This is a genomic window from Bradyrhizobium sp. INPA03-11B, from assembly GCF_040446015.1.
Lineage (GTDB): Bacteria > Pseudomonadota > Alphaproteobacteria > Rhizobiales > Xanthobacteraceae > Bradyrhizobium > Bradyrhizobium macuxiense_A.
In genome coordinates this window covers 12,467-29,730 of sequence record NZ_JASGSR010000063.1, presented here as the reverse complement: position 1 = coordinate 29,730, position 17,264 = coordinate 12,467, and the positions used below count along the sequence as shown (strand labels likewise).

Sequence of the window (17,264 nt, the reverse complement as noted above, 5' to 3'; positions counted from 1 at the left end):
GTCAGAGCTTCTCGACCCCTGCGCGGAACATTCCGATGACGAGCTCCTGGGCGCCGTCGAGCGCGCGGCGCATCGTCGATCCCGTACCGACGGCATCTGCCGCGTAGACAGGGGTCTCCATTGCGACGTTGGCTCCACGCCAGACCCGGACGACGCCGATCTGCTGGCCGGCGGCGATCGGCGCCTTGACCGGGCCGCTATAGATCACGCGCGCGAGCAGCTTGTCGTTGCCGTTCTTCGACACCATCACCTTGATCGGATCGGGGCTGACCAGCTTGACCGAGCGGCTCTCGCCGCCGAACACCCGGGCATAGCCGACCGGCTGGTTGGCCGCGATCAGGACCCGAGTCTCGAAGCTGCGGAACCCCCATTCCAGCATCTTCTTGGCCTCGGTCGCGCGATCCTCCGAATCCTCGAGCCCGTTGATGACGACGATCAGCCGCGTGTCGTTCTGGACGGCCGAGCCGACCATGCCGTAGCCGCCTTCCTTGGTGTAGCCGGTCTTCAACCCATCGGCGCCGGGCAACGCGTTCAGAAGCGGATTGCGGTTCTGCTGGCGGATCTTGTTCCAGGTGAATTCCTTCTCGCCGAACAGCTTGTACCTGTCCGGGTAGGTCAGGATGATGTGGCGCGCCAGCACCGCGAGTTCCCGCACCGTCATCTTGTTGGTCGGGTCCGGCAGCCCGTTGGAATTGCCGAAGGTCGACTTGGTCATGCCGAGCTCGCGGGCGCGCTTGGTCATGAAGTCGGTTGCGAACGTATGCTCGTTGCCGGCGATGCCCTCGGCGAGCGCGATGCAGGCGTCGTTGCCGCTCGGGATGATCGCACCGTGCAGGAGGTCGTCGACCGAGACCTTGCTGTTGATCGCCGCGAACATCGTCGAGGTGCCGGACGGCGCCCCGCCCCGCCGCCAGGCGTTCTCGCTGATCCGGTACTCGTCGGTCAGTTTGATGTCGCCCTTCTTGATGGCGTCGAACACCACCTCGGCCGTCATCAGCTTCATCATGCTGGAGGGCGCGCGCAGCTCGTCGGCATTCTTCTCGAACAGCACGCTGCCCGAGGAGGCCTCAACCAGGATCGCGGTCGGTGCGTCGCCGTCGAACCCGCCCTCTTCCTTCTTGGCTCCCTGGACGCTGTTGTTGGCGGCGTAGACCACCCCGCCGCAGCCGATCGCCAGGGCGACCGTGGCCGCGACCAAGCCACGCCAGCAACGCCCGGCGCGAGCTAGCAACGTGCGGGGAACTGCGGTTGGGGCTGCCATCGGCGATGTCCTGAAAGACTGCGTTCTAACAGCTGGAAGTATCGCAAACAACTGAGGTTTCGCCGCTTGTGCACGGCCGGCTGGATTGCCGGCTGGGTCGAACGCCCGTATCCTTGTCAGTAATCTCTGGAACCAGCTAACGACAACAGAACCGGCAAACAAGGCGGAAACGCGAATGTCATCCTCCCGCACCATTTCCGCCAACGGCATCGACATGTTCGTGCGCGAGGCCGGGCAAGGCCCGCTGGTCGTCCTCTGCCATGGCTGGCCGGAATTGTCCTACTCCTGGCGACACCAGATCGCAGCGCTCGCCGCGGCAGGTTTTCGAGTCGCCGCCCCAGACATGCGCGGCTTCGGCCGGACCACCGCGCCGGCCGATGTCGGCGCCTATACGATTTTCGATACCGTCGGCGACGTGGTCGCACTGGTGGCTGCGCTCGGCGAGAAGAAGGCTGTCATCGTCGGTCACGATTGGGGAGCGCCGGTCGCCTGGCACGCGGCCCTGTTCCGTCCCGATGTCTTCACGAAGGTCGCCGGCCTCAGCGTGCCGCCGCCGTTTCGCGGCCGCGGACGTCCGCTGGAAACCCTGCGCGAGAGCGGCATCACCAATTTCTATTGGCAGTACTTCCAGCCGCCCGGCGTCGCCGAGGCCGAGTTCGAGCGCGACATTGCCCACACCATGCGTCTGGTGCTCGGACGTGGCGTCTCCGATCCGAGCTCGATGTTCGTCGACGAAGCCAAGGGCTTCCTCGGCAAGCTGCCGACCGGAACGCCGCTGCCAGCCTGGATCACCGAGGCGGACATCGCCGAATTCGCAGAGAGCTACCGGCAGTCCGGCTTCCGCGGCGGCCTGAACTGGTACCGCAATCTCGATCGCAACTGGGAGCTGACCGCGCCCTGGCAGGACGCCCGGATCTATCAGCCCTCACTGTTCATCGCCGGCTCGAACGATTCGGTGATTACCGGGCTGATCGGCGCCAAGCGGGTTGCGGACATGGAGCGCGTGCTGCCGAACCTCAAGCAGAAGCTGATCATCGAGGGTGCCGGCCACTGGATCCAGCAGGAGCGCCCCGATGAGGTCAATGCGGCGCTGATCGCGTTCCTGAAATGATCAGGCCAAGAGCCTGATTCGCAACGATTTGACTTAGTAGAGCCCGCGCCCGCTCAGCACTTCGGCCGGTCCGCGCGCGTCGATCGGCACGTAGGCGGCGGCCGGGCTCGGGGTCGCGGCATAGCGCGGGTCGCTCTCGTAGGAGACCTCGCGCGGATTGTTCAAGGCGCGGCCCCGTGAACGGCTCGAGGCCGACATTTCGGAGGTCGCGCTGACCGAGGCATAGTCAGCCTGGGTGTTGCCGAGGCTGTAGGGCCGGCCCTCAGGCAGCGGAACGTCGCCGCGCAGACGACCGGACGAGGACGACATCTCAGGTACGAATGGCCGTGCAGAGGCGACGCGGACCATCGACGGTGACGGCGCTGGCGTGCCGGTACGCAGGGTCGCCATCAGCTGGCGGTCGTCGGAGCCCTCGAGCGGCGCCCGGCCGACATATTCGACGCGGACGCGGGCGACGCCATTGCCTTTGAATTCAAGCAGTTCGGCGGCCTTGTTTGAGACGTCTATGAGGCGGTTGCCGTGATACGGACCGCGGTCATTGACGCGGACGACGAGCGATTTGCCGTTGCTCAGATTGGTGACCCGCGCGTAGCTCGGCATCGGCAGGGTTGGATGGGCGGCCGTCAGCGAGCCCATGTCGAACACCTCGCCATTGGCGGTCAGGCGGCCATGGAAGTCATCGCCGTACCAGGACGCCATGCCTTCGGCGCGGTAGTTCTCGTTCTCCTCCGGCACATAGGTCCGGCCGGCGACGACATAGGGCTTGCCGATGCGGTAGGTGCCGCCGCCCTTCGGCACGGGGTCGCCCAGCGCGACGACGCGCGGGCTCGACGACACGCCGTATTTGGGATCGACCCGGCTGGCGAACTTGTTGGAGGAGGCACAATTGGCGAGGACGAGGCACGTCGCCACCGCAACGGCACCGCGCGCCGTCCGGATCATCGAATCTGGCCGTCTAGTCCCCATCTGCCCCAAGTACCATTCTGCCGGACCCGCGCCCACTTCGCTGCGTCGGGATCATTTTCTTCACGGTGCGGCCCACCTCCGCACCAGAGCTTGACGATATCGCAACCGGAACACGGCGGAAATGGGGAGAGCTTTAACCCTATGGCACTTTGGTAAACCGCCTGTTGCGCCTCCTCAGTTGTTCTACGGAGCCTCGGCCACCCAAAACGCCCTCGCCTGTCCCGCTATCAGACACACTGTTGCAGCAAATCATCAGTGGGTCGGCATCTTGAATTCCAACAATTGAATCTTTTTGACTGTGCAAGGCTGCAATCGTTTTCTCTTCCGCGTGGGGCGCAAAGGAAGTTTGCGATGATCGAGACGGTTACAGCGGTGATGGGCCTGGTGAGTGCGGCGATCTTCTTGGCGCACGCCGTGGAAGGCTATCGGTACCGGGCCTGACAGTCCGTTGAAGGCGGAAAGACGCGTCACCTCTTTCCAGGAGAGAAAGTTCGGAAAGCTTTAATCAATTCGGATGAGCATCGATTGAAGGCAGGTGTATCATGCGTAATCACGATTTGGTCTCCGACGGATTTCTAACCCTGACCGCGGCAAGCCTCGTGCTGTTGTGCTCGAGCCTGCTGGCCTTCGCTTTCGGCTGAACTCGTAATGCGCTGGGCGCCATCTGCGCCCATGCAACGGGCCGACCACCTTCACCCCATCCGTCGCCGATCCGACGTCGGCAACAGCGCTCAATCCTGATGATGTGTGGCTAGGTGTGTACGCGGCGACCTGATCCGCACCGCAGCTGCGCCGTCTTCTCCCAGCCCCAGTCCTGACGCACCCTCCACCTTCCCATCGAGAGGATTGGCGAATGACCGGCGCGGTAAGGGAGGGAACGTCTGCACTCCTCGTCAGCACGGACGGCCGGTTGCTCATGCAACTGCGCGACGACCTTTCGCACGTTTCCGATCCGGGCAAGATCAGCCTGTTTGGCGGGCGGCGGGAGGGCACCGAGACCTTCCTGGAATGCGTCGTTCGCGAGATCCACGAGGAGATCGGCCATTACGTGCCGCCCGAGCGTTTCGAGCTGATCGGGAGTTATTCCGGACCGGATCCTGCGACGCCGGGTGGCACCCTTCGCGGCGAGGTGTTCCTTGCTCGGGACGTGCCGATTGACCAGTTGAACGTCACCGAAGGTCGCCTTGAGATCGTGGCAGTCGAGGACCTCGAACGTCTCCGCGGCATGCTCGCGCGCCCGGCGGAGTATGCGCTGGCGATCTTCCTGAAGCGCGAACCGGCTAGCTAAGTGACGAAACCAGCCCGCGCACCAGATCGTCGATCATTGGCAGCGCGTCCGCGGGATGGGCAACGTCGATGTCGTGCACGTGCCAATAGGTCACCCGGTCGGCAACATCAGGGAACCGCCGCTCGATGAGCGGGCGATGCTCGGCCTCCTTGAGCGCGATGACGAGGTCCGCGCCGTCGAAATCAGCCAACGCACAGGGTTGCGGATAGCGCGTTGCGCCTTCCGGAACGATGCCGCTGGCGCGGAGGCGATCGTCCGCAAACACCGACATGGCTCCGACATTGTCGGGCGAGCCGCGTTCGGCTGCACCTCTGGACGATGCGCGCCATGGGACGTTTCCGGCTCGTGCCAGATGATTGAACAGCTCTTCTGCGTATCGACTGCGATAGTAATTGCCGGTGCAAAGGAATAGGACGCGCTTCATGGGTTCATGATGGCCAACGTCGGCCTCGGCGGTCAACCGCGCTGCATTCAACTGCGCATGATCCGCGGCGCGGCTCGTTGACGCCGGCAAAGCCAAGGCCGGCCTTTTCGATCAAATCAGGCCTTTTTCAATGTGCATACCGGCAAATGACCAATTGGCGCCCGGTTGCACAGGCAGGTTCGCGTTGCGTTCGGCCGCGCCCTACGCTATGGGCCTGATCTGCTCAGACGGAAGGGTGGCCGAGTGGTTTAAGGCACCGGTCTTGAAATACGCACAGGCGGGTTGCCGCCTGTGCGGTTTTGTTGATCCGCATCTGATGTTTCAATCACTTGCTGGACCGGATGTCCGGCCTTGTTGAACGACGTGCGGCCTTGTTTGTCGTCGCTTGTCCCCGAGATTGTCCCCACGGTGCGACCATGTCCGATCCCCGCGCTGACTTCGTTTTGCAGAATGCTTCACGGCTCGTCACGGTTGCCACCCGGTGCGCGTGGTCATTCGGTGCGGCCGACGCGCTGAACGGTACGCTGCTCAACAACGATCCAGGTGGGCACTGGCGGCAGGCCGTGAGTGTTCTTCACCGGGACACCCTGCTGATGGCAGCACTGCGGGTGGCCATACTCTTGGACGCGGATCGGAACGTCGTCAGTCTCCAGACCGTCTATCACAGCTTGATGGAGCCGGACGTGCGGACAGCGCTCTTGCAGGAGTTGGAGACGCGGCGAGGCCCTGATGTTTTCAGCCCGAGCCGAGCCGAACGCATCGATGGATACCTGCGCACCTACCGGGAGATCGATTGGAACGTCCACGGCCGCCTCACCCATTTCCGGAACTTGGGTATTGCGCACCTGACGCTGACGCAATTGACGAAGTCCATTACGATCGCCGAGCTGCGAACATTGGTCGCGATTGTCGCTCGGCTGGCGAACGCGCTTCAGAACCTCGCAGGGACGGAAACGGCGTTTCGCGAGGATATGGCCAAAGAGTGCCGCGATGAAGTAGAGCGGCTGATCACAACAGGCTGGCGAAAGCCATAGGATTGTCGCCGCATGATCTCGGGAGTTTAATCCACATCCCCGACGCGCAGTAGCTCGCCGCTGTTCCGAGCCCCTACCCGTTGACAATTTGCCAGCACGACTCGGCCGCGTTGTGATCGCGGGATGCGTCATCGTCGGTACACAAAATGGGCCGGTCGCTTCCCTCCCGGAAGTCCAGCCGGGTGGGTCGCTGACGGCCACGTCACCTGCAACGTCCAGTGCTGCGACTGCAGCCGCACGGTCGACGTCAGGCTCGATGCCCTGCCCCAAGATCAGCCATGGTCTCGGGTTGGCTGGCGGCTGGTCTGTGCCGTCTGCGGCGCGGCCGGCAGCGTGCACATCGTCCCGAACTGGCATGACCGGATTGGCCATGCGGTGCCATTCACGAGGGCATGGAAGCGCTAGCCGCTTCCCGTCCACTTCGTTGTGGACAACTCGACGATTTGAGGAACGCCTTCTGGCACACCACTGACACAACCGACTTTGCCGTTGCCGTTTGGCTTGCCATGTCAGGACTTTGCAGCGGTCGCTATGTTCCCTACCAAGGGACTACGGGGGCACTTTGCCTGTTGACGCGGCGCGCGAACGGCGACCAACTAAATCACCCCTTCGAGGCTCTCAATTTTTTCAATGGAGAGCCGCGCATGTCTGACAGATTGCTGATCGACCTAACCGTCAACGCCGAGGGGATCGCCGCCATTGAGGCGGCGCTGATCATCGTCATGGCAATGCTGGGGCGGGTACGGAGGATGCCGGAGCGCAAGGGCTGGAGCCGAGCATTCGATGATCCGATCGAACTGCCGGACGGGCGCGTGCTGATCACACTCCACGATGCCGCCACCTATATCACCAGGCTGCCGAAGAAGGAGTCCGCCGAGCTGGAGTGGCAGATTGCGATCTCCGAACTAATGCTTGCGGTCGAGCACAATCGGCCGGCCATGCTGGCCCGGATCGGCTTCATGCGGGCCTTGAAGCGCCATGAAGTCCGGGAGTTCAATCCGAACCGGAAGGACCCCCACTGGGGCAAGCGCAAGCTGAAGAGAGATCAATGACCGTCATCATCTACGTCAACACCGCCAAGCAGGTTGGTGACAAAGATCATCTGAAGGTCTTCGCCACCGTGGAAGCCGCCGAGAAGTGGTTCGAGGAGAACGATCCGGAAGGCGTCGCCTTTGAGTATGAGGTTCTAGAGTAAGCCCGGCTTTACATTTCCCGATCTTTGCAGGAGAGTTCCGCCACCGACCAAGGGCGTTTTATGCACGGGTCCCCAATGATGGGGTGCGCCCGTGCTTTCATTCCCGCGCTATTTGCCATGGATCGTGGCAACCGTTTGTCTCGTCAGCTTCGGTGTCACCTATCGCGAACTTCACCGAGTCAGGGACCGGCTCGCCGAAGCCTCGCGACGTCCCCCGTTCCATGATCACACGGACGTGCGCCAGTTCATTGTCAGGGCTGCCCTGGCTGGCACCAAGGAGCCGATCGTGATCTTCGGCGACAGCATCACCGAGATGGCGCGCTTCCCGGAGGAGGCTTGCGGCCATGTGGTCGTCAACGCTGGTGTTGGCGGGACCACCATTTCCCATTTCGATAACCTTGCACCCGGCCTACTCGGCCGGGTGAAACCCTATGCCATCGTCGTCGCTTTGGGAGCCAATGATCTCGGGTCGTCGACCGTCAGCGCCGACTATTCGCGCCTGCTCACAATCCTCAAGCGGTTCTCCCCGAGAGTGATCGCGGTCGCCGACGCGCCGAGTGCAGCGGTCAACAGCGAGATCAGCAGGGCCTCAACCGAGGCGGGCATCGAATTCGTGAATCCGGACCCGCCCCCGGAGATGCGGTTTGACGGCATCCACCTTGATCGCGCCGGATATCAGGTTTGGACGCCAGCCATCATGTCCGCGATCTCGCGCCTGTGCGGGCAGCAATCAGCGCGGTGATGGCTACGCCAGCGTGAAGCTATAGCGCTTCACCTTGCCAAGTCCTGCTCCCGTGACGCGGAGTGTTACTTCGTGTGACGATCCCAAGGTCGCAGGTTGGAGGGAGCCATCCGGGCCTGTCGTGAACATCTGAGTAACCGCATGGGCGAGAATGCGCTGGCCCTCCCCCTCCTCGCGCAGATGATGGCCGAGACGTCGCAGATCATCCGGCAGTTCCGAGTCCGGCAAACATTCGATCCTGATCTCGGCATCGCCGGGGATGCTGGTAATCCAACCGGCCCGCGCCATGACGAACTCATTCAGCGCGGCGAACTGCTCCGTGCGATCCAAGGTCCGCTGCAGCGGCTTGTAGTTCTCGCCCGGCATCTCAGGGCCGCGTGCGGATTTGGACGGGGGACTCGATGTCCTCGCCAGCGAAATGCATCGCGGCGTCGACGTAGTCTTCGAGCGCCGCCCTAACGCTGCCCTGGTTGCTGTTCGGCCAAGCGCGGACCGTTCGCAGTCTGAGCAGAACGAGGCGGTGGAGGTCATCCATGGTGGAAGTCAGAGCTGGCATCAGTTCACCGTGATTTTGATGGACGCGGCAGCGGCATTGCCGTGGCAAATCCGGATGGCTTCAATCATTCCGGCGATGCTCAGCACCTCGGGTGGCGGCGCGCCGGGCAACCGATACGGATTATCTTCGGTAGTCTGAGCATTGAGCGGCACATACGGATTGTCACACATGCCTTCCAGAAACAGCATCATCATCGCGAAATCGATCATGGGCTTGCTGGAGAAGTTCATCGCCCGCCCTGATCCGAATAGGTCCCGTTGGCTTTCATCCGCGCCAGCTTGACCTTGTTCATGGCATACATCCGCTCTTTCTCGGCGTTGCTCATGTTCGGGTCGCTGAAGCTGTTCCGAGCAATGTCACGCTCTTCCTGCGTGAGGTGAATCTGCGACGGCGACAGCCGCTGGCCTGATGCCATGGGGACCTCACGAGTGACAGGCGCGGCCATTGGGATGCTCCTGGTACTCTGCCGGGGCATCGGGGGCGCTACCTGCGACGCGATCGACGTCGGAGTCGCAGCGGTCGCGTTCGCGATGGCCTGCATCGAGGCAACATCGTCATCGAGGCGCTGCACCTCGCGATCAACACTCAGCTCCGGCCTCGGCGGCGGGGCCAGTGCGGCGGCGGCCTTCGCCGCTTCAATCTGGCGCTGGCGACGATACTCGGCGTCGGCGCGGACAGACGACAAGAGGTAGGCCGTCATTTGCTCGCTGTCGTCGGCGATGCCTAACCCCAAGGCCTCGTGATAGGCCTCTTGGCCAACGCGGCCCGCGTTCAACAGCTCGGGGTGCGCCTTGAGCGTCGCACGCTTGAATTCGGAGATGCCCGGGATCGCGCCGACATACTCGTCGAGCGTCATCTCGCGGGGTGCTTCCTGCGCGCCGGCAGGGCGCGGCTCATGCTGCAGCGCTTGGGCGTGCTGGTGCGCTTCAAGCGCGCGGATCAAAGCGTCCTGATTGGGATCAGTCGGCGGCGGCGTTACGTCCGCGCTCGCCGCCGACTGCGGCGACGTGTCGGCCACCGGAACCCTGCCGCCATCGCGGTACTTTCTGCGAGTTGCCATGACAATCTCAAGCTTGGCGTCGGACGCTCTTCATGAATGGCGAGTCGCCGACGACATTGAGATCGGCCTTCGCCTTCTTCATCGCGTCACCGCGCGGCTTCGCCGACGTGTCGTGCAGCTCGATGTTCGTGTCGGGCAACTTCATTGCGCCGCCGCGAGCGCGCGGGTTCAGCCGCGAGTTCTCCTCGGCGCGCTGCGACCATCGGTCAATGTACTTTTTGTCCGATGCCTCACCGCACCAATTATCCCGACTGCGCGGGTTGGCATACTGGCGAAGCCGTTCTTGCCTAGTCGACATGGCTACCTCCGTTGGAAGATGCTTGAGATGGGCGCACCGTCTGGATCGACGTCGTTGACCGCGTAATTGAGATCGGCAGCGTCGGTATGAGGCCGGTCACCGCGCGCGCGGTCCTGGACGTACTCATTGTCCTTCGAACGCATCAGCTCGCCCAACGCGTCGAGCACGGCCTGACCATGGTACTGCGCCTGCCAATTGCGCCCGCTCGGGTGCTCCAGCCGGAGACTCCAGTAAAAGTCGCCGGACTGCTTTTGCGCCGTCGCAACGCGCGTTCGGCCGTTGGCATCGGTGCCGACGAGCCGGAACGACTCGGGACGGGATGATTTGAATGTGAGGGACATCAGCGAGTCACCTTGCCCTGGTCGTCGCGATATTCCCCGGTCGCGCGCATGTGCCGGTATCGTTGCCGGTTCTCGACGTACTGCCGGACCTTGTCTTCGTCGCTCAGATCAGGATTGTTCGTCCAACCCTTTGCGACACCGATCTCCTGTGCCGTGAGCCCGTAATGTCGCGCCAGTTGGACGTCGCGATGAGATAGGTCTTCCGCGCCTGCAAGCGGCTGCTGGCGCGGCGTCATGGCCTCGTTCGCCAGCGTCTCCAGCTCTCGCATTGTTGCGCGGAGCCCCGCGAGAGCCTGCGCAGCGCGGGCGGCCTCATCGAGATCGCCGGCAAGCGCTGCGCGCTGATAGGCTGCCGTTTCTTCTGCGTAGGCGGCCTGAAAGCCTTCCACGGACCGCGCGTGAACCTGTCGGACGTCAATCGGCATCGTACTCTCCTACTGACCTGCGGCTTGCCGCTTCCACGCGGCGAAGTCGTCGGGGTTGAATTCCTGGCTGCTCGGCAAGCGCCCGAGCTGGCGCGCGGGACGCGGCAACACCGACAACGGCGTCGCCATGCGGGCTGCCCGCCCAGCGCCATAGCTGGCCTCACCCATCAGGCGCGGGCTCATCGTGGGCAGCGCACCAAGGCCGGCAAACGCCGCACCATGCGCGCCCGCAGTGCCGAGCCCGAGCGCCATGGGGACGCTCTCCATCGCGCCAGCGGCAAGCATGCGATTGAGCCCGCGCGGTGCCCATGACGACAGCGCCTGCCCCGCCAGCTTCTCCATCAGGCGCGGCGCGCCCGCATTGACGAGGTAGTTCGCCAGCTCCGCGCGGCGACCGTATGCCGTGTTCACATTGTCCCTGAGAACGCTTTGGAGCTTGCGCAGGGTCCGATCAACCGGCGCGTTCGGCTTGGCCGACAGCGTCGTCTCCATTTCCTTGATCAGTGCGCTGGCCTGCTCATAGCCCTTCATCGCCTTCGAATATTCCGGGGCCTGGTCAACGATGGTCTTGCGGATCGCGCTATAGGCCTGATCGGCGACAAGACGCTCGGGCGTGCCGCGCTGCGCCGCGTCCCGGAGGTCGCCGACCTTCTTCTTCAAGGCGTCGAAACCCTCGGGGGTGTGGAATTCGCTGGCCCGCAGATTCTTCCAATCGTCGATCACGCCCGTGATCTTGTCGCGCATGGCCTCGGTCGAGGGCGAAAGCGACTGCCCCTTGAAGGTGGCGACGCGGTCCATGTCGCCGAGCGCGGTGTCGACGTCGTTCCACGACAAGATGGTCTTGTCGGCACCGATACCCTGCATTGCGGTTCGGTAGGCATCGCCGCGCTCCCGGCGCATTTGGGAGACGGCGTTGCGCGCATCATTGACGACGTCTTCCATAGGCGCGGCGCGGGTCATGTTCTCGCGGAATGCCCTCGCCGCCTCGCCGCCCTCATATCCCGAGCGCGCCGCGATCTTAATCGCCTCCGGCCCTGCGCCGGTCGTCAGGCCCAGCGCCTCGGCACCTGCCCGCCCGGCGACCTTCCCGGCACCAGCAGCGGCGCGCAGCGGATCAACCATGCGGCCGGCAGCGCCCGCGACCTCGCCGAGCTTGCCGACGACACCGGGGACGCGCGCGAGAGCGGTCTCGCCGCCCGACAACAACACCGAGAGATCGCCGAGCACACCAACCGGGTCGTTCGCAATGGCGCGCTTCACGTTCTCGATGCCGCCATAGCGGTCGGCATAGAACCGGCCAACAGCATCGGCGTACTTTTCATCCTCGCTGCCGGACATGATGCCGACCTTCTGCAGGATGCCATGGCCGAGGTTCTTGATATTGGTCGCGGTGTCGATCGGATGCAGGAACGGCTGCGCAATGTCGTGGCCGAACTGCACCGCGCTGCCCGGGGCGTTCTGCAAAGCGCTCAGACCAACATCCGACCAGGACATCGGCTCATTGCTGGCAACTTTCTGTCCCGGCCAAGACTCGACAGGCTGGCCGGGCCATTGCTCAGCATTGCGAACCGGCTTGCCGGGCCATTGCAGATTGGCCGCTGTCTTGTAGGCCGCAAATTCCTTCGGGTCGAAGTCAGATGACGGCGGCTGCGACGATTGTGGATCGAAATCGGACGATGCTGCCTGCGGCTTGGGCTGATAGCCAGCGTTCAGCATCGCGGAGCGCAGCGTATCGGCCGCGCGCGGATCGAGCCCGGGATCGTAATCAAGCGACGACACGCTGATCGGCCTCCCGGCTATGTCCATTGGTGCGCGCGACGGGCGTAACTCCAATTGCGCGGAAATAGACGGACAGCGCCTCACGCATCACCGCGCTCATTGGCAATTGGCGCTCAATTGCAATTGCCTCGACGGCATCGGCGTGCGCCTCGGTGACCCATCCTTCAAGCTTTCTCGGGAATCTCGGCTTGGCCATTTGTTTTGCTGCGGCTGTCGGACAACTACTGCGGAACGCTGACGAACGACGCGATGCGGTGACGATTACCGACGATCACAGACAACGCCCGCGTTGAGTTCGTAGATGCGGTCATGCGCAGCAGCGAGGCGATCATTCGCCTTGTTCACGGCGGCAGCGCTACCCCCTTTGTTGTAGGCGCGAGTGGCTTCATCGACCCGTGCTCGGGCCACGTAGATTTCGGAATAGGCATCATCGAGATCGGTCGGAAGAATCGGCATCGCGCGCTCCCATTGCGAACACTGCGGAACGCCGCTAGTGTACGCCAAGCAAAAAACACCTGCAATATCAGCTAGTTGTAAGCTCAGCTTACGCTTTTCGTAAGGAAAACTTACAGTGCAGCCCCGGTATCTCATTCAAAGTTCAAGCGGATCGTCTCCGTGGCAAACGGCAGGCTGGCACGCGACGCCGCAGCAGATCAGCTTCGCGATCTTGTCGACTGGCGGATCAAGTTGGACCGTTGACGTCTGTTACGAGGACCCGAGCGGAACGTTTCCGAGTCCGAACAGCAGCGCGCCAACGCCGTTCACGATCCTCGCCGGCAGCAGCAACCAGGTCATCACGCTCGGCACCTCGCTCGCACCTATCGCCGGCTACCGCATGACGCTGAATGTGCCGTCGAGCGCGGGCGCGAAGGTCACGCTGGTCTCGATGCAGGCGGGCATCGGATGAACGACAACTTGCCCACTTCTGATCTCATCTCTCTCGGCCGCGAGGCTTGGCAACGCATTCAGCATCGCGACAAGGCAACCTTTGACGACTGGATTGCCATCGGAAAGGCTCTCATCGCGGGACGCCAAGAGTGCATGGCGAAGGCCGGGGTCAATTCCCCCTATGGACCGGCCTATCAGAAGCTGATGCGGTCCTGGCTGGACGAGAACGGCCTTGCCGGTACCGACAGTCACGAGCGGGTTGGCGCAATCCATTGTGTCGAACATCAGGCCGAGATCGAGTCATGGCGTACAGGCCTCACGGATGTGCAGCGCAGACGTGCGAACCACCCGAACACGATTCTCGCACATTGGCGGCGCGGCACCGTGCCGAGGAAGTCGGGGCCGAGGCGCGCGCCGGTGCGGGCCAAGATCGGCCGCCCGCAAGGCAACGGCAAGCCCGTCTTCTTCGATGGCGACATGATCCGGCGCGGTGCAGCCGCGATGCGGGAGAGCCGTAGTGCCGACTGGTTTGTCTTGACCCGCGCCTGCCTGTCGGCCGCGATCCGCAGCACCGACGACCTGTCGTTTCTCGAAACATCCGCAACGCGCCGGTCAGCTCCGGCAGCGACGGAGCACACCGCATAGGAGCCCTCTCATGGTCTCGACCTTCACCCCGAACATCCAGCTTGAGGAGCCCGCGCGCGGCGACGACGTCGGCGTCTGGGATCAGCCCGTCAACAACAACATGACCGTGATCGATCTTGTCGCGGGCGCGCAATCGGTCATCCCCCTCAACAACTCGAACATCGTCCTCTCCGCCGCGCAGTTCCAGAGCAAGGGCATCACCTTCAATTCGACCCTGACCGGCAATGTCACGATCACGTTCCCGACCTCGTTCCAGAAGAGCTATGAAATCTTCAACAATTGCAGTGGCACCGGCTCGTTCACCATCACGCTGCAGTCGACCATTGCTGGCGGCGCGAAGGCATGTCCTCCGCCCGGCGAGATTTGCGACGTCGTCAACATCGGGGGCAATCTCGTCTTCAAGAATCTGGGACGTGTCGGCGAATACTGGGACTATGCCGGCGCATCGCTGCCGGGGTGGGTCTCCGGGTCCGTTCCGCCACCCTATCTGCTGTGCGATGGCTCCGGATTCTCGGCGGCCTCGTATCCGGTGCTGGCTGTAGTCCTTGGCGGCACAACGCTGCCGGATGCGCGCGGGCGCGCACGATGGACGCTCAACGGCGGCACCGGACGCGTGACGGCCGGGGTTTCCGGGATCGATGGCAACACCCGCTTCACCGGTGGCGGAGACCAGTCGCTGCAGACCCACAACCACGTGATCAACGTCAACGACCCGGGACACTCGCATCCGGTTTCCCCTGTCAACCAAGTGACGGCGCTTCAGGGCAGCGGCGGAGCTTACGTCGCCTATAGCAATGCGGGACCTTCGGCTGGCGTGACGGCCACGACGGCTTTCACGGGCGTCAACGCGAACAGCAACGTAGCTGGCGCAGGTGCCGCCCAGAACATGCCCCCGGCCTACATCGGCGGCATCACCATGATCCGGGCCGGATGAGGCTATGAAGGGTCGTTATCGACCGCAAGGCGAGGACCGGGCCACCTTGGCGGGTCCGCTTTACCGCGCAATTCCGCTACAAACTGCGCGAGGAGATCGTGCCCGTGACGCTGCGAAAGGGTTTGCGGGGCCTCCTTCGCCGTTGCCCGTTCGAGCGCATCAGCAAGCTCTGCGCGCTCGACGACCTGTCTGGTTTCAAGCGCCTGCGCCATGATGCTGAGGATCGAAACGGCGGTGCCGTGCACCGCGCTCAGCAACGATTCCAGCCGCAGCACTCTCGCTTCCAGTTCCGCCGCGTCAGTCATGCATCCTCCGCCGCTTTCAAGGCGCGTAGGTGAGCAGAAGAAGACGACGCGGTCGAGATGCCGAGGACTACAAGGGTGTTGATCCGGCCGGATCGTTCTTCATCGTCTACGTCGCGGCGTTACCCGGCCGAGGCCGCTGCCGAGCGTCCCCAACGCCATCGATCTCTGCTCGATGCGCTCCTTGATCCAATCGTCAATCTCAACCTCAAGCCAAGCGACGCGAGCTTCCGAGAGCGAGACCCGTTTTGGAAACTTGTTCATGGCTTCCAGCCGATCAACTTGGCGGCGGCTCAGAATCATTCCGCGATCCCGCAGCTCGGGGAACGTCAGTAATATCGGCATCAGTCCCTCCCTGACGTTCTCTGGCTCGCCGGCAACCACGGCCGCAGACTGGCTTTGGTCCAGTTGTCGACCGTGTCGAGATCAATCAGCGTCTGGTTCTCTCGCTTGTAGGCGACGAAAGTCCCTCGATTGAGGTGCGCATAAAGCTTGGTCATGCCGATCTTGGCGTAGACGCAGGCCTCTTTCACGGTGGCCAGCCGGGTCGGTAGCTCGATGTCGGCCATTGGCCGTCTCCTTGGTTGACGGCTACGACGCTAAGTTGATTCCAAAAGCTAGAGTACAAGAGGTTGAAAAGTTATCCACGAAATCACCCTAACGGGGGCGTTAGGATGATTTGCGGAGCAGACCCTCAGTCGACGCGCCAGCGAACCTCGGTCCCCAACGCTCGGATCACGTACTCGCAATGGCCGACATCAAAGCCGCGACTGAAGCCGGAGCTGAACGCGCCCGCGCGGCATTCCTTCCGGATATCGGTGGCGAGAACCGCGACAAAGGCACCGATCAGGCCGAGAGCAATGAGGAGCCGCGCGACGTCGATGGGACGGCGCGCGCGAAGCGCAACGGCCGTCATCGCTGCACCTTGCAGCAGATCATCGCGGCTTACGATCGGCTTACCAAGCATGAACTGACGCGTAACCTTGACCACCGAGAACATGACTGCCTCCTGAGTTCGACGGTATGCAGTCTGACCGAGTCGATCCGGAGGGATTGGGGAAAAGCCTCACGGAGGAAATCAATCCCCCGTGAGGCAGGCCAGTCCGCTGCCCGACCGGTCAATGGTGTTGATGCGGCGATGTCACCAAGTGGCCGTAGTAAGCCCGGTAAAGCGCAGTTAGCTCGGCAGCGCATCGCTGCAGTTCAGTGAGATCGCCAGAACGGCGCGCCGCGCTGGCCCGCTTTTCGATCTCGGCTTCAGCAACGGCAAGTTTCGTCGGTGACATCGGTCTTCTCCATCTGTCGGTTGCGGGAATCTGCAACGCCCCAGATGCTAGGCCCGAGGTTTGAGGTCGCAACGCACTCTGCGCCGTCCATCAAAACTTAACGCCTGGGCCAGGGAAGCCAATTGGCGCGCTATTTCGACCCTGCCCGCTTCAGACAGCGACCGATCAGCGCGAACGCATGGGCGGCCCGCCTGCGCGTCACGGCGGGGCATGCGGAGCGGAGCGCTGGCGCGATGTCAGTTCTGCGTCGCGAAGTGACCACTGATCGCCGGGTCCGGGACTACGATCCTGTTCTCGGTCTTCAGCAAGTTCAGCAGCGCGGCGGTTGCGTGCGGGATCAGCTTCGGATCGTCGGAGGCGTGCTCCAGCCCGCTTGCTGCCATGATCCAGCTCAGATCGGTGGCCATCGACGAGTCAAACTCATCCTTCAGATAGGTCGCTGCCTGCGCGATCGTCGTCAGATCGCGGGTCCCATCCTTGGTCTTCACGCGGATGACCTCCGCGAGCGGAAACGTCGACATCAAAGCTCTCGAAACCATCATGTTCTCCGGGTTCACCCCCCTCCCATGACGTGGGGCCGTTGCTGGAACTGTGCAAGGGTCCCATCTGGCTGGAAACGGGTCCCTGTTTGAGCCTGAAGCGGGACCCAGATTTTCAACGAGACGTCCATTAGCGGCCCCCACCCGGGGTGACGGCTCCCCTCCCGGGTGGGGGCGGTCTGCCCGAGTG

The 17,264-nt window shown here is 63.1% G+C and carries 27 protein-coding genes; 9 read left to right on the top strand and 18 right to left on the bottom strand.

Annotated elements, in window-relative coordinates:
- Position 1: 1 nt before the first annotated feature.
- Positions 2 to 1,261, bottom strand: a complete 1,260-nt coding sequence (locus tag QMZ05_RS24670; protein ID WP_353703102.1) for a D-alanyl-D-alanine carboxypeptidase family protein — start codon at positions 1,259 to 1,261, stop codon at positions 2 to 4.
- Between the two features lie 175 nt (positions 1,262 to 1,436).
- Between QMZ05_RS24670 and QMZ05_RS24665 the strand changes: the two genes are divergently transcribed.
- Positions 1,437 to 2,372 (top strand): alpha/beta hydrolase, encoded by a 936-nt coding sequence (locus QMZ05_RS24665; RefSeq protein WP_353703101.1) that lies wholly within the window; start codon positions 1,437 to 1,439, stop codon positions 2,370 to 2,372.
- Between the two features lie 33 nt (positions 2,373 to 2,405).
- Here QMZ05_RS24665 and QMZ05_RS24660 read toward each other — a convergent pair whose 3' ends face one another.
- Positions 2,406 to 3,314 carry a septal ring lytic transglycosylase RlpA family protein gene (locus QMZ05_RS24660; RefSeq protein ID WP_074127124.1) on the bottom strand — a complete coding sequence of 303 codons (909 nt, stop codon included), beginning with the start codon at positions 3,312 to 3,314 and terminating at the stop codon, positions 2,406 to 2,408.
- Between the two features lie 877 nt (positions 3,315 to 4,191).
- Here QMZ05_RS24660 and QMZ05_RS24655 point away from each other — a divergent pair.
- Positions 4,192 to 4,626 (top strand): NUDIX domain-containing protein, encoded by a 435-nt coding sequence (locus tag QMZ05_RS24655; protein ID WP_353703100.1) that lies wholly within the window; start codon positions 4,192 to 4,194, stop codon positions 4,624 to 4,626.
- Here the strand turns inward: QMZ05_RS24655 and QMZ05_RS24650 are convergent.
- Positions 4,619 to 5,146 carry a low molecular weight phosphatase family protein gene (locus tag QMZ05_RS24650; protein ID WP_353703099.1) on the bottom strand — a complete coding sequence of 176 codons (528 nt, stop codon included), beginning with the start codon at positions 5,144 to 5,146 and terminating at the stop codon, positions 4,619 to 4,621. The two genes, QMZ05_RS24655 and QMZ05_RS24650, sit on opposite strands and share 8 nt — an antisense overlap.
- 320 nt (positions 5,147 to 5,466) lie before the next feature.
- Between QMZ05_RS24650 and QMZ05_RS24645 the strand changes: the two genes are divergently transcribed.
- From QMZ05_RS24645 to QMZ05_RS24630, 4 genes are all read left to right on the top strand, one after another.
- Positions 5,467 to 6,084, top strand: a complete 618-nt coding sequence (locus QMZ05_RS24645) for a hypothetical protein (RefSeq protein WP_353703098.1) — start codon at positions 5,467 to 5,469, stop codon at positions 6,082 to 6,084.
- A gap of 392 nt (positions 6,085 to 6,476) precedes the next feature.
- Positions 6,477 to 7,136, top strand: a complete 660-nt coding sequence (locus QMZ05_RS24640; RefSeq protein ID WP_353703097.1) for a hypothetical protein — start codon at positions 6,477 to 6,479, stop codon at positions 7,134 to 7,136.
- Entirely contained in the window at positions 7,133 to 7,279 is a 147-nt protein-coding gene (locus tag QMZ05_RS24635; RefSeq protein WP_353703096.1) for a hypothetical protein, read from the top strand. Before QMZ05_RS24640 ends, QMZ05_RS24635 begins: the two co-directional genes overlap by 4 nt.
- Before the next feature lie 91 nt (positions 7,280 to 7,370).
- Complete coding sequence (locus QMZ05_RS24630) at positions 7,371 to 8,021, top strand: GDSL-type esterase/lipase family protein (protein ID WP_353703095.1); 651 nt, start codon at positions 7,371 to 7,373, stop codon at positions 8,019 to 8,021.
- 3 nt (positions 8,022 to 8,024) lie between these two features.
- Here QMZ05_RS24630 and QMZ05_RS24625 read toward each other — a convergent pair whose 3' ends face one another.
- From QMZ05_RS24625 to QMZ05_RS24585, 9 genes are all read right to left on the bottom strand, one after another.
- Entirely contained in the window at positions 8,025 to 8,387 is a 363-nt protein-coding gene (locus tag QMZ05_RS24625; protein ID WP_353703094.1) for a hypothetical protein, read from the bottom strand.
- A 189-nt stretch (positions 8,388 to 8,576) separates the two neighbouring features.
- The gene (locus QMZ05_RS24620; RefSeq protein ID WP_353703093.1) at positions 8,577 to 8,807 is read right to left on the bottom strand and encodes a hypothetical protein; all 231 of its coding nucleotides are present in this window, start codon (positions 8,805 to 8,807) and stop codon (positions 8,577 to 8,579) included.
- Positions 8,804 to 9,637 carry a hypothetical protein gene (locus tag QMZ05_RS24615; protein WP_353703092.1) on the bottom strand — a complete coding sequence of 278 codons (834 nt, stop codon included), beginning with the start codon at positions 9,635 to 9,637 and terminating at the stop codon, positions 8,804 to 8,806. The genes QMZ05_RS24620 and QMZ05_RS24615 overlap by 4 nt, the downstream gene beginning before the upstream one ends.
- A gap of 7 nt (positions 9,638 to 9,644) precedes the next feature.
- On the bottom strand, positions 9,645 to 9,782 hold the full coding sequence (locus QMZ05_RS24610) for a hypothetical protein (RefSeq protein ID WP_353703091.1): 138 nt from the start codon (positions 9,780 to 9,782) through the stop codon (positions 9,645 to 9,647).
- 155 nt (positions 9,783 to 9,937) lie between these two features.
- Positions 9,938 to 10,276: a hypothetical protein gene (locus tag QMZ05_RS24605; protein ID WP_353703090.1), complete on the bottom strand. Its 339-nt coding sequence runs from the start codon at positions 10,274 to 10,276 to the stop codon at positions 9,938 to 9,940.
- Positions 10,276 to 10,701, bottom strand: a complete 426-nt coding sequence (locus tag QMZ05_RS24600) for a hypothetical protein (protein ID WP_353703089.1) — start codon at positions 10,699 to 10,701, stop codon at positions 10,276 to 10,278. Before QMZ05_RS24600 ends, QMZ05_RS24605 begins: the two co-directional genes overlap by 1 nt.
- A 9-nt stretch (positions 10,702 to 10,710) precedes the next feature.
- Complete coding sequence (locus QMZ05_RS24595; RefSeq protein WP_353703088.1) at positions 10,711 to 12,480, bottom strand: hypothetical protein; 1,770 nt, start codon at positions 12,478 to 12,480, stop codon at positions 10,711 to 10,713.
- A complete protein-coding gene (locus tag QMZ05_RS24590) occupies positions 12,467 to 12,676 on the bottom strand; it encodes a hypothetical protein (protein ID WP_353703087.1) in 210 nt (69 codons plus the stop codon). The genes QMZ05_RS24595 and QMZ05_RS24590 overlap by 14 nt, the downstream gene beginning before the upstream one ends.
- Positions 12,677 to 12,741: 65 nt before the next feature.
- Positions 12,742 to 12,936 (bottom strand): hypothetical protein, encoded by a 195-nt coding sequence (locus QMZ05_RS24585; protein WP_353703086.1) that lies wholly within the window; start codon positions 12,934 to 12,936, stop codon positions 12,742 to 12,744.
- 115 nt (positions 12,937 to 13,051) lie between these two features.
- Here QMZ05_RS24585 and QMZ05_RS24580 point away from each other — a divergent pair, with 115 nt between their 5' ends.
- From QMZ05_RS24580 to QMZ05_RS24570, 3 genes are read left to right on the top strand one after another with little or no spacing between them, the layout of a single operon-like run.
- The gene (locus tag QMZ05_RS24580) at positions 13,052 to 13,387 is read left to right on the top strand and encodes a hypothetical protein (protein WP_353703085.1); all 336 of its coding nucleotides are present in this window, start codon (positions 13,052 to 13,054) and stop codon (positions 13,385 to 13,387) included.
- Positions 13,384 to 14,013: a hypothetical protein gene (locus QMZ05_RS24575; protein WP_353703084.1), complete on the top strand. Its 630-nt coding sequence runs from the start codon at positions 13,384 to 13,386 to the stop codon at positions 14,011 to 14,013. The genes QMZ05_RS24580 and QMZ05_RS24575 overlap by 4 nt, the downstream gene beginning before the upstream one ends.
- A gap of 10 nt (positions 14,014 to 14,023) precedes the next feature.
- Entirely contained in the window at positions 14,024 to 14,947 is a 924-nt protein-coding gene (locus QMZ05_RS24570; RefSeq protein WP_353703083.1) for a phage tail protein, read from the top strand.
- 2 nt (positions 14,948 to 14,949) lie between these two features.
- Here the strand turns inward: QMZ05_RS24570 and QMZ05_RS24565 are convergent, their stop codons facing one another.
- The 6 genes from QMZ05_RS24565 to QMZ05_RS24540 all read right to left on the bottom strand — a co-directional run bounded on the left by QMZ05_RS24565 (position 14,950) and on the right by QMZ05_RS24540 (position 17,056).
- The gene (locus QMZ05_RS24565) at positions 14,950 to 15,252 is read right to left on the bottom strand and encodes a hypothetical protein (protein WP_353703082.1); all 303 of its coding nucleotides are present in this window, start codon (positions 15,250 to 15,252) and stop codon (positions 14,950 to 14,952) included.
- Between the two features lie 99 nt (positions 15,253 to 15,351).
- On the bottom strand, positions 15,352 to 15,594 hold the full coding sequence (locus QMZ05_RS24560) for an AlpA family phage regulatory protein (RefSeq protein ID WP_353703081.1): 243 nt from the start codon (positions 15,592 to 15,594) through the stop codon (positions 15,352 to 15,354).
- Positions 15,594 to 15,818: a helix-turn-helix domain-containing protein gene (locus QMZ05_RS24555; protein WP_353703080.1), complete on the bottom strand. Its 225-nt coding sequence runs from the start codon at positions 15,816 to 15,818 to the stop codon at positions 15,594 to 15,596. The genes QMZ05_RS24560 and QMZ05_RS24555 overlap by 1 nt, the downstream gene beginning before the upstream one ends.
- Positions 15,819 to 15,943: 125 nt before the next feature.
- Positions 15,944 to 16,249, bottom strand: a complete 306-nt coding sequence (locus tag QMZ05_RS24550; protein WP_353703079.1) for a hypothetical protein — start codon at positions 16,247 to 16,249, stop codon at positions 15,944 to 15,946.
- Between the two features lie 118 nt (positions 16,250 to 16,367).
- Positions 16,368 to 16,535 (bottom strand): hypothetical protein, encoded by a 168-nt coding sequence (locus QMZ05_RS24545; RefSeq protein WP_353703078.1) that lies wholly within the window; start codon positions 16,533 to 16,535, stop codon positions 16,368 to 16,370.
- 236 nt (positions 16,536 to 16,771) lie between these two features.
- Positions 16,772 to 17,056: a hypothetical protein gene (locus QMZ05_RS24540; protein WP_353703077.1), complete on the bottom strand. Its 285-nt coding sequence runs from the start codon at positions 17,054 to 17,056 to the stop codon at positions 16,772 to 16,774.
- Positions 17,057 to 17,264: the final 208 nt, after the last annotated feature.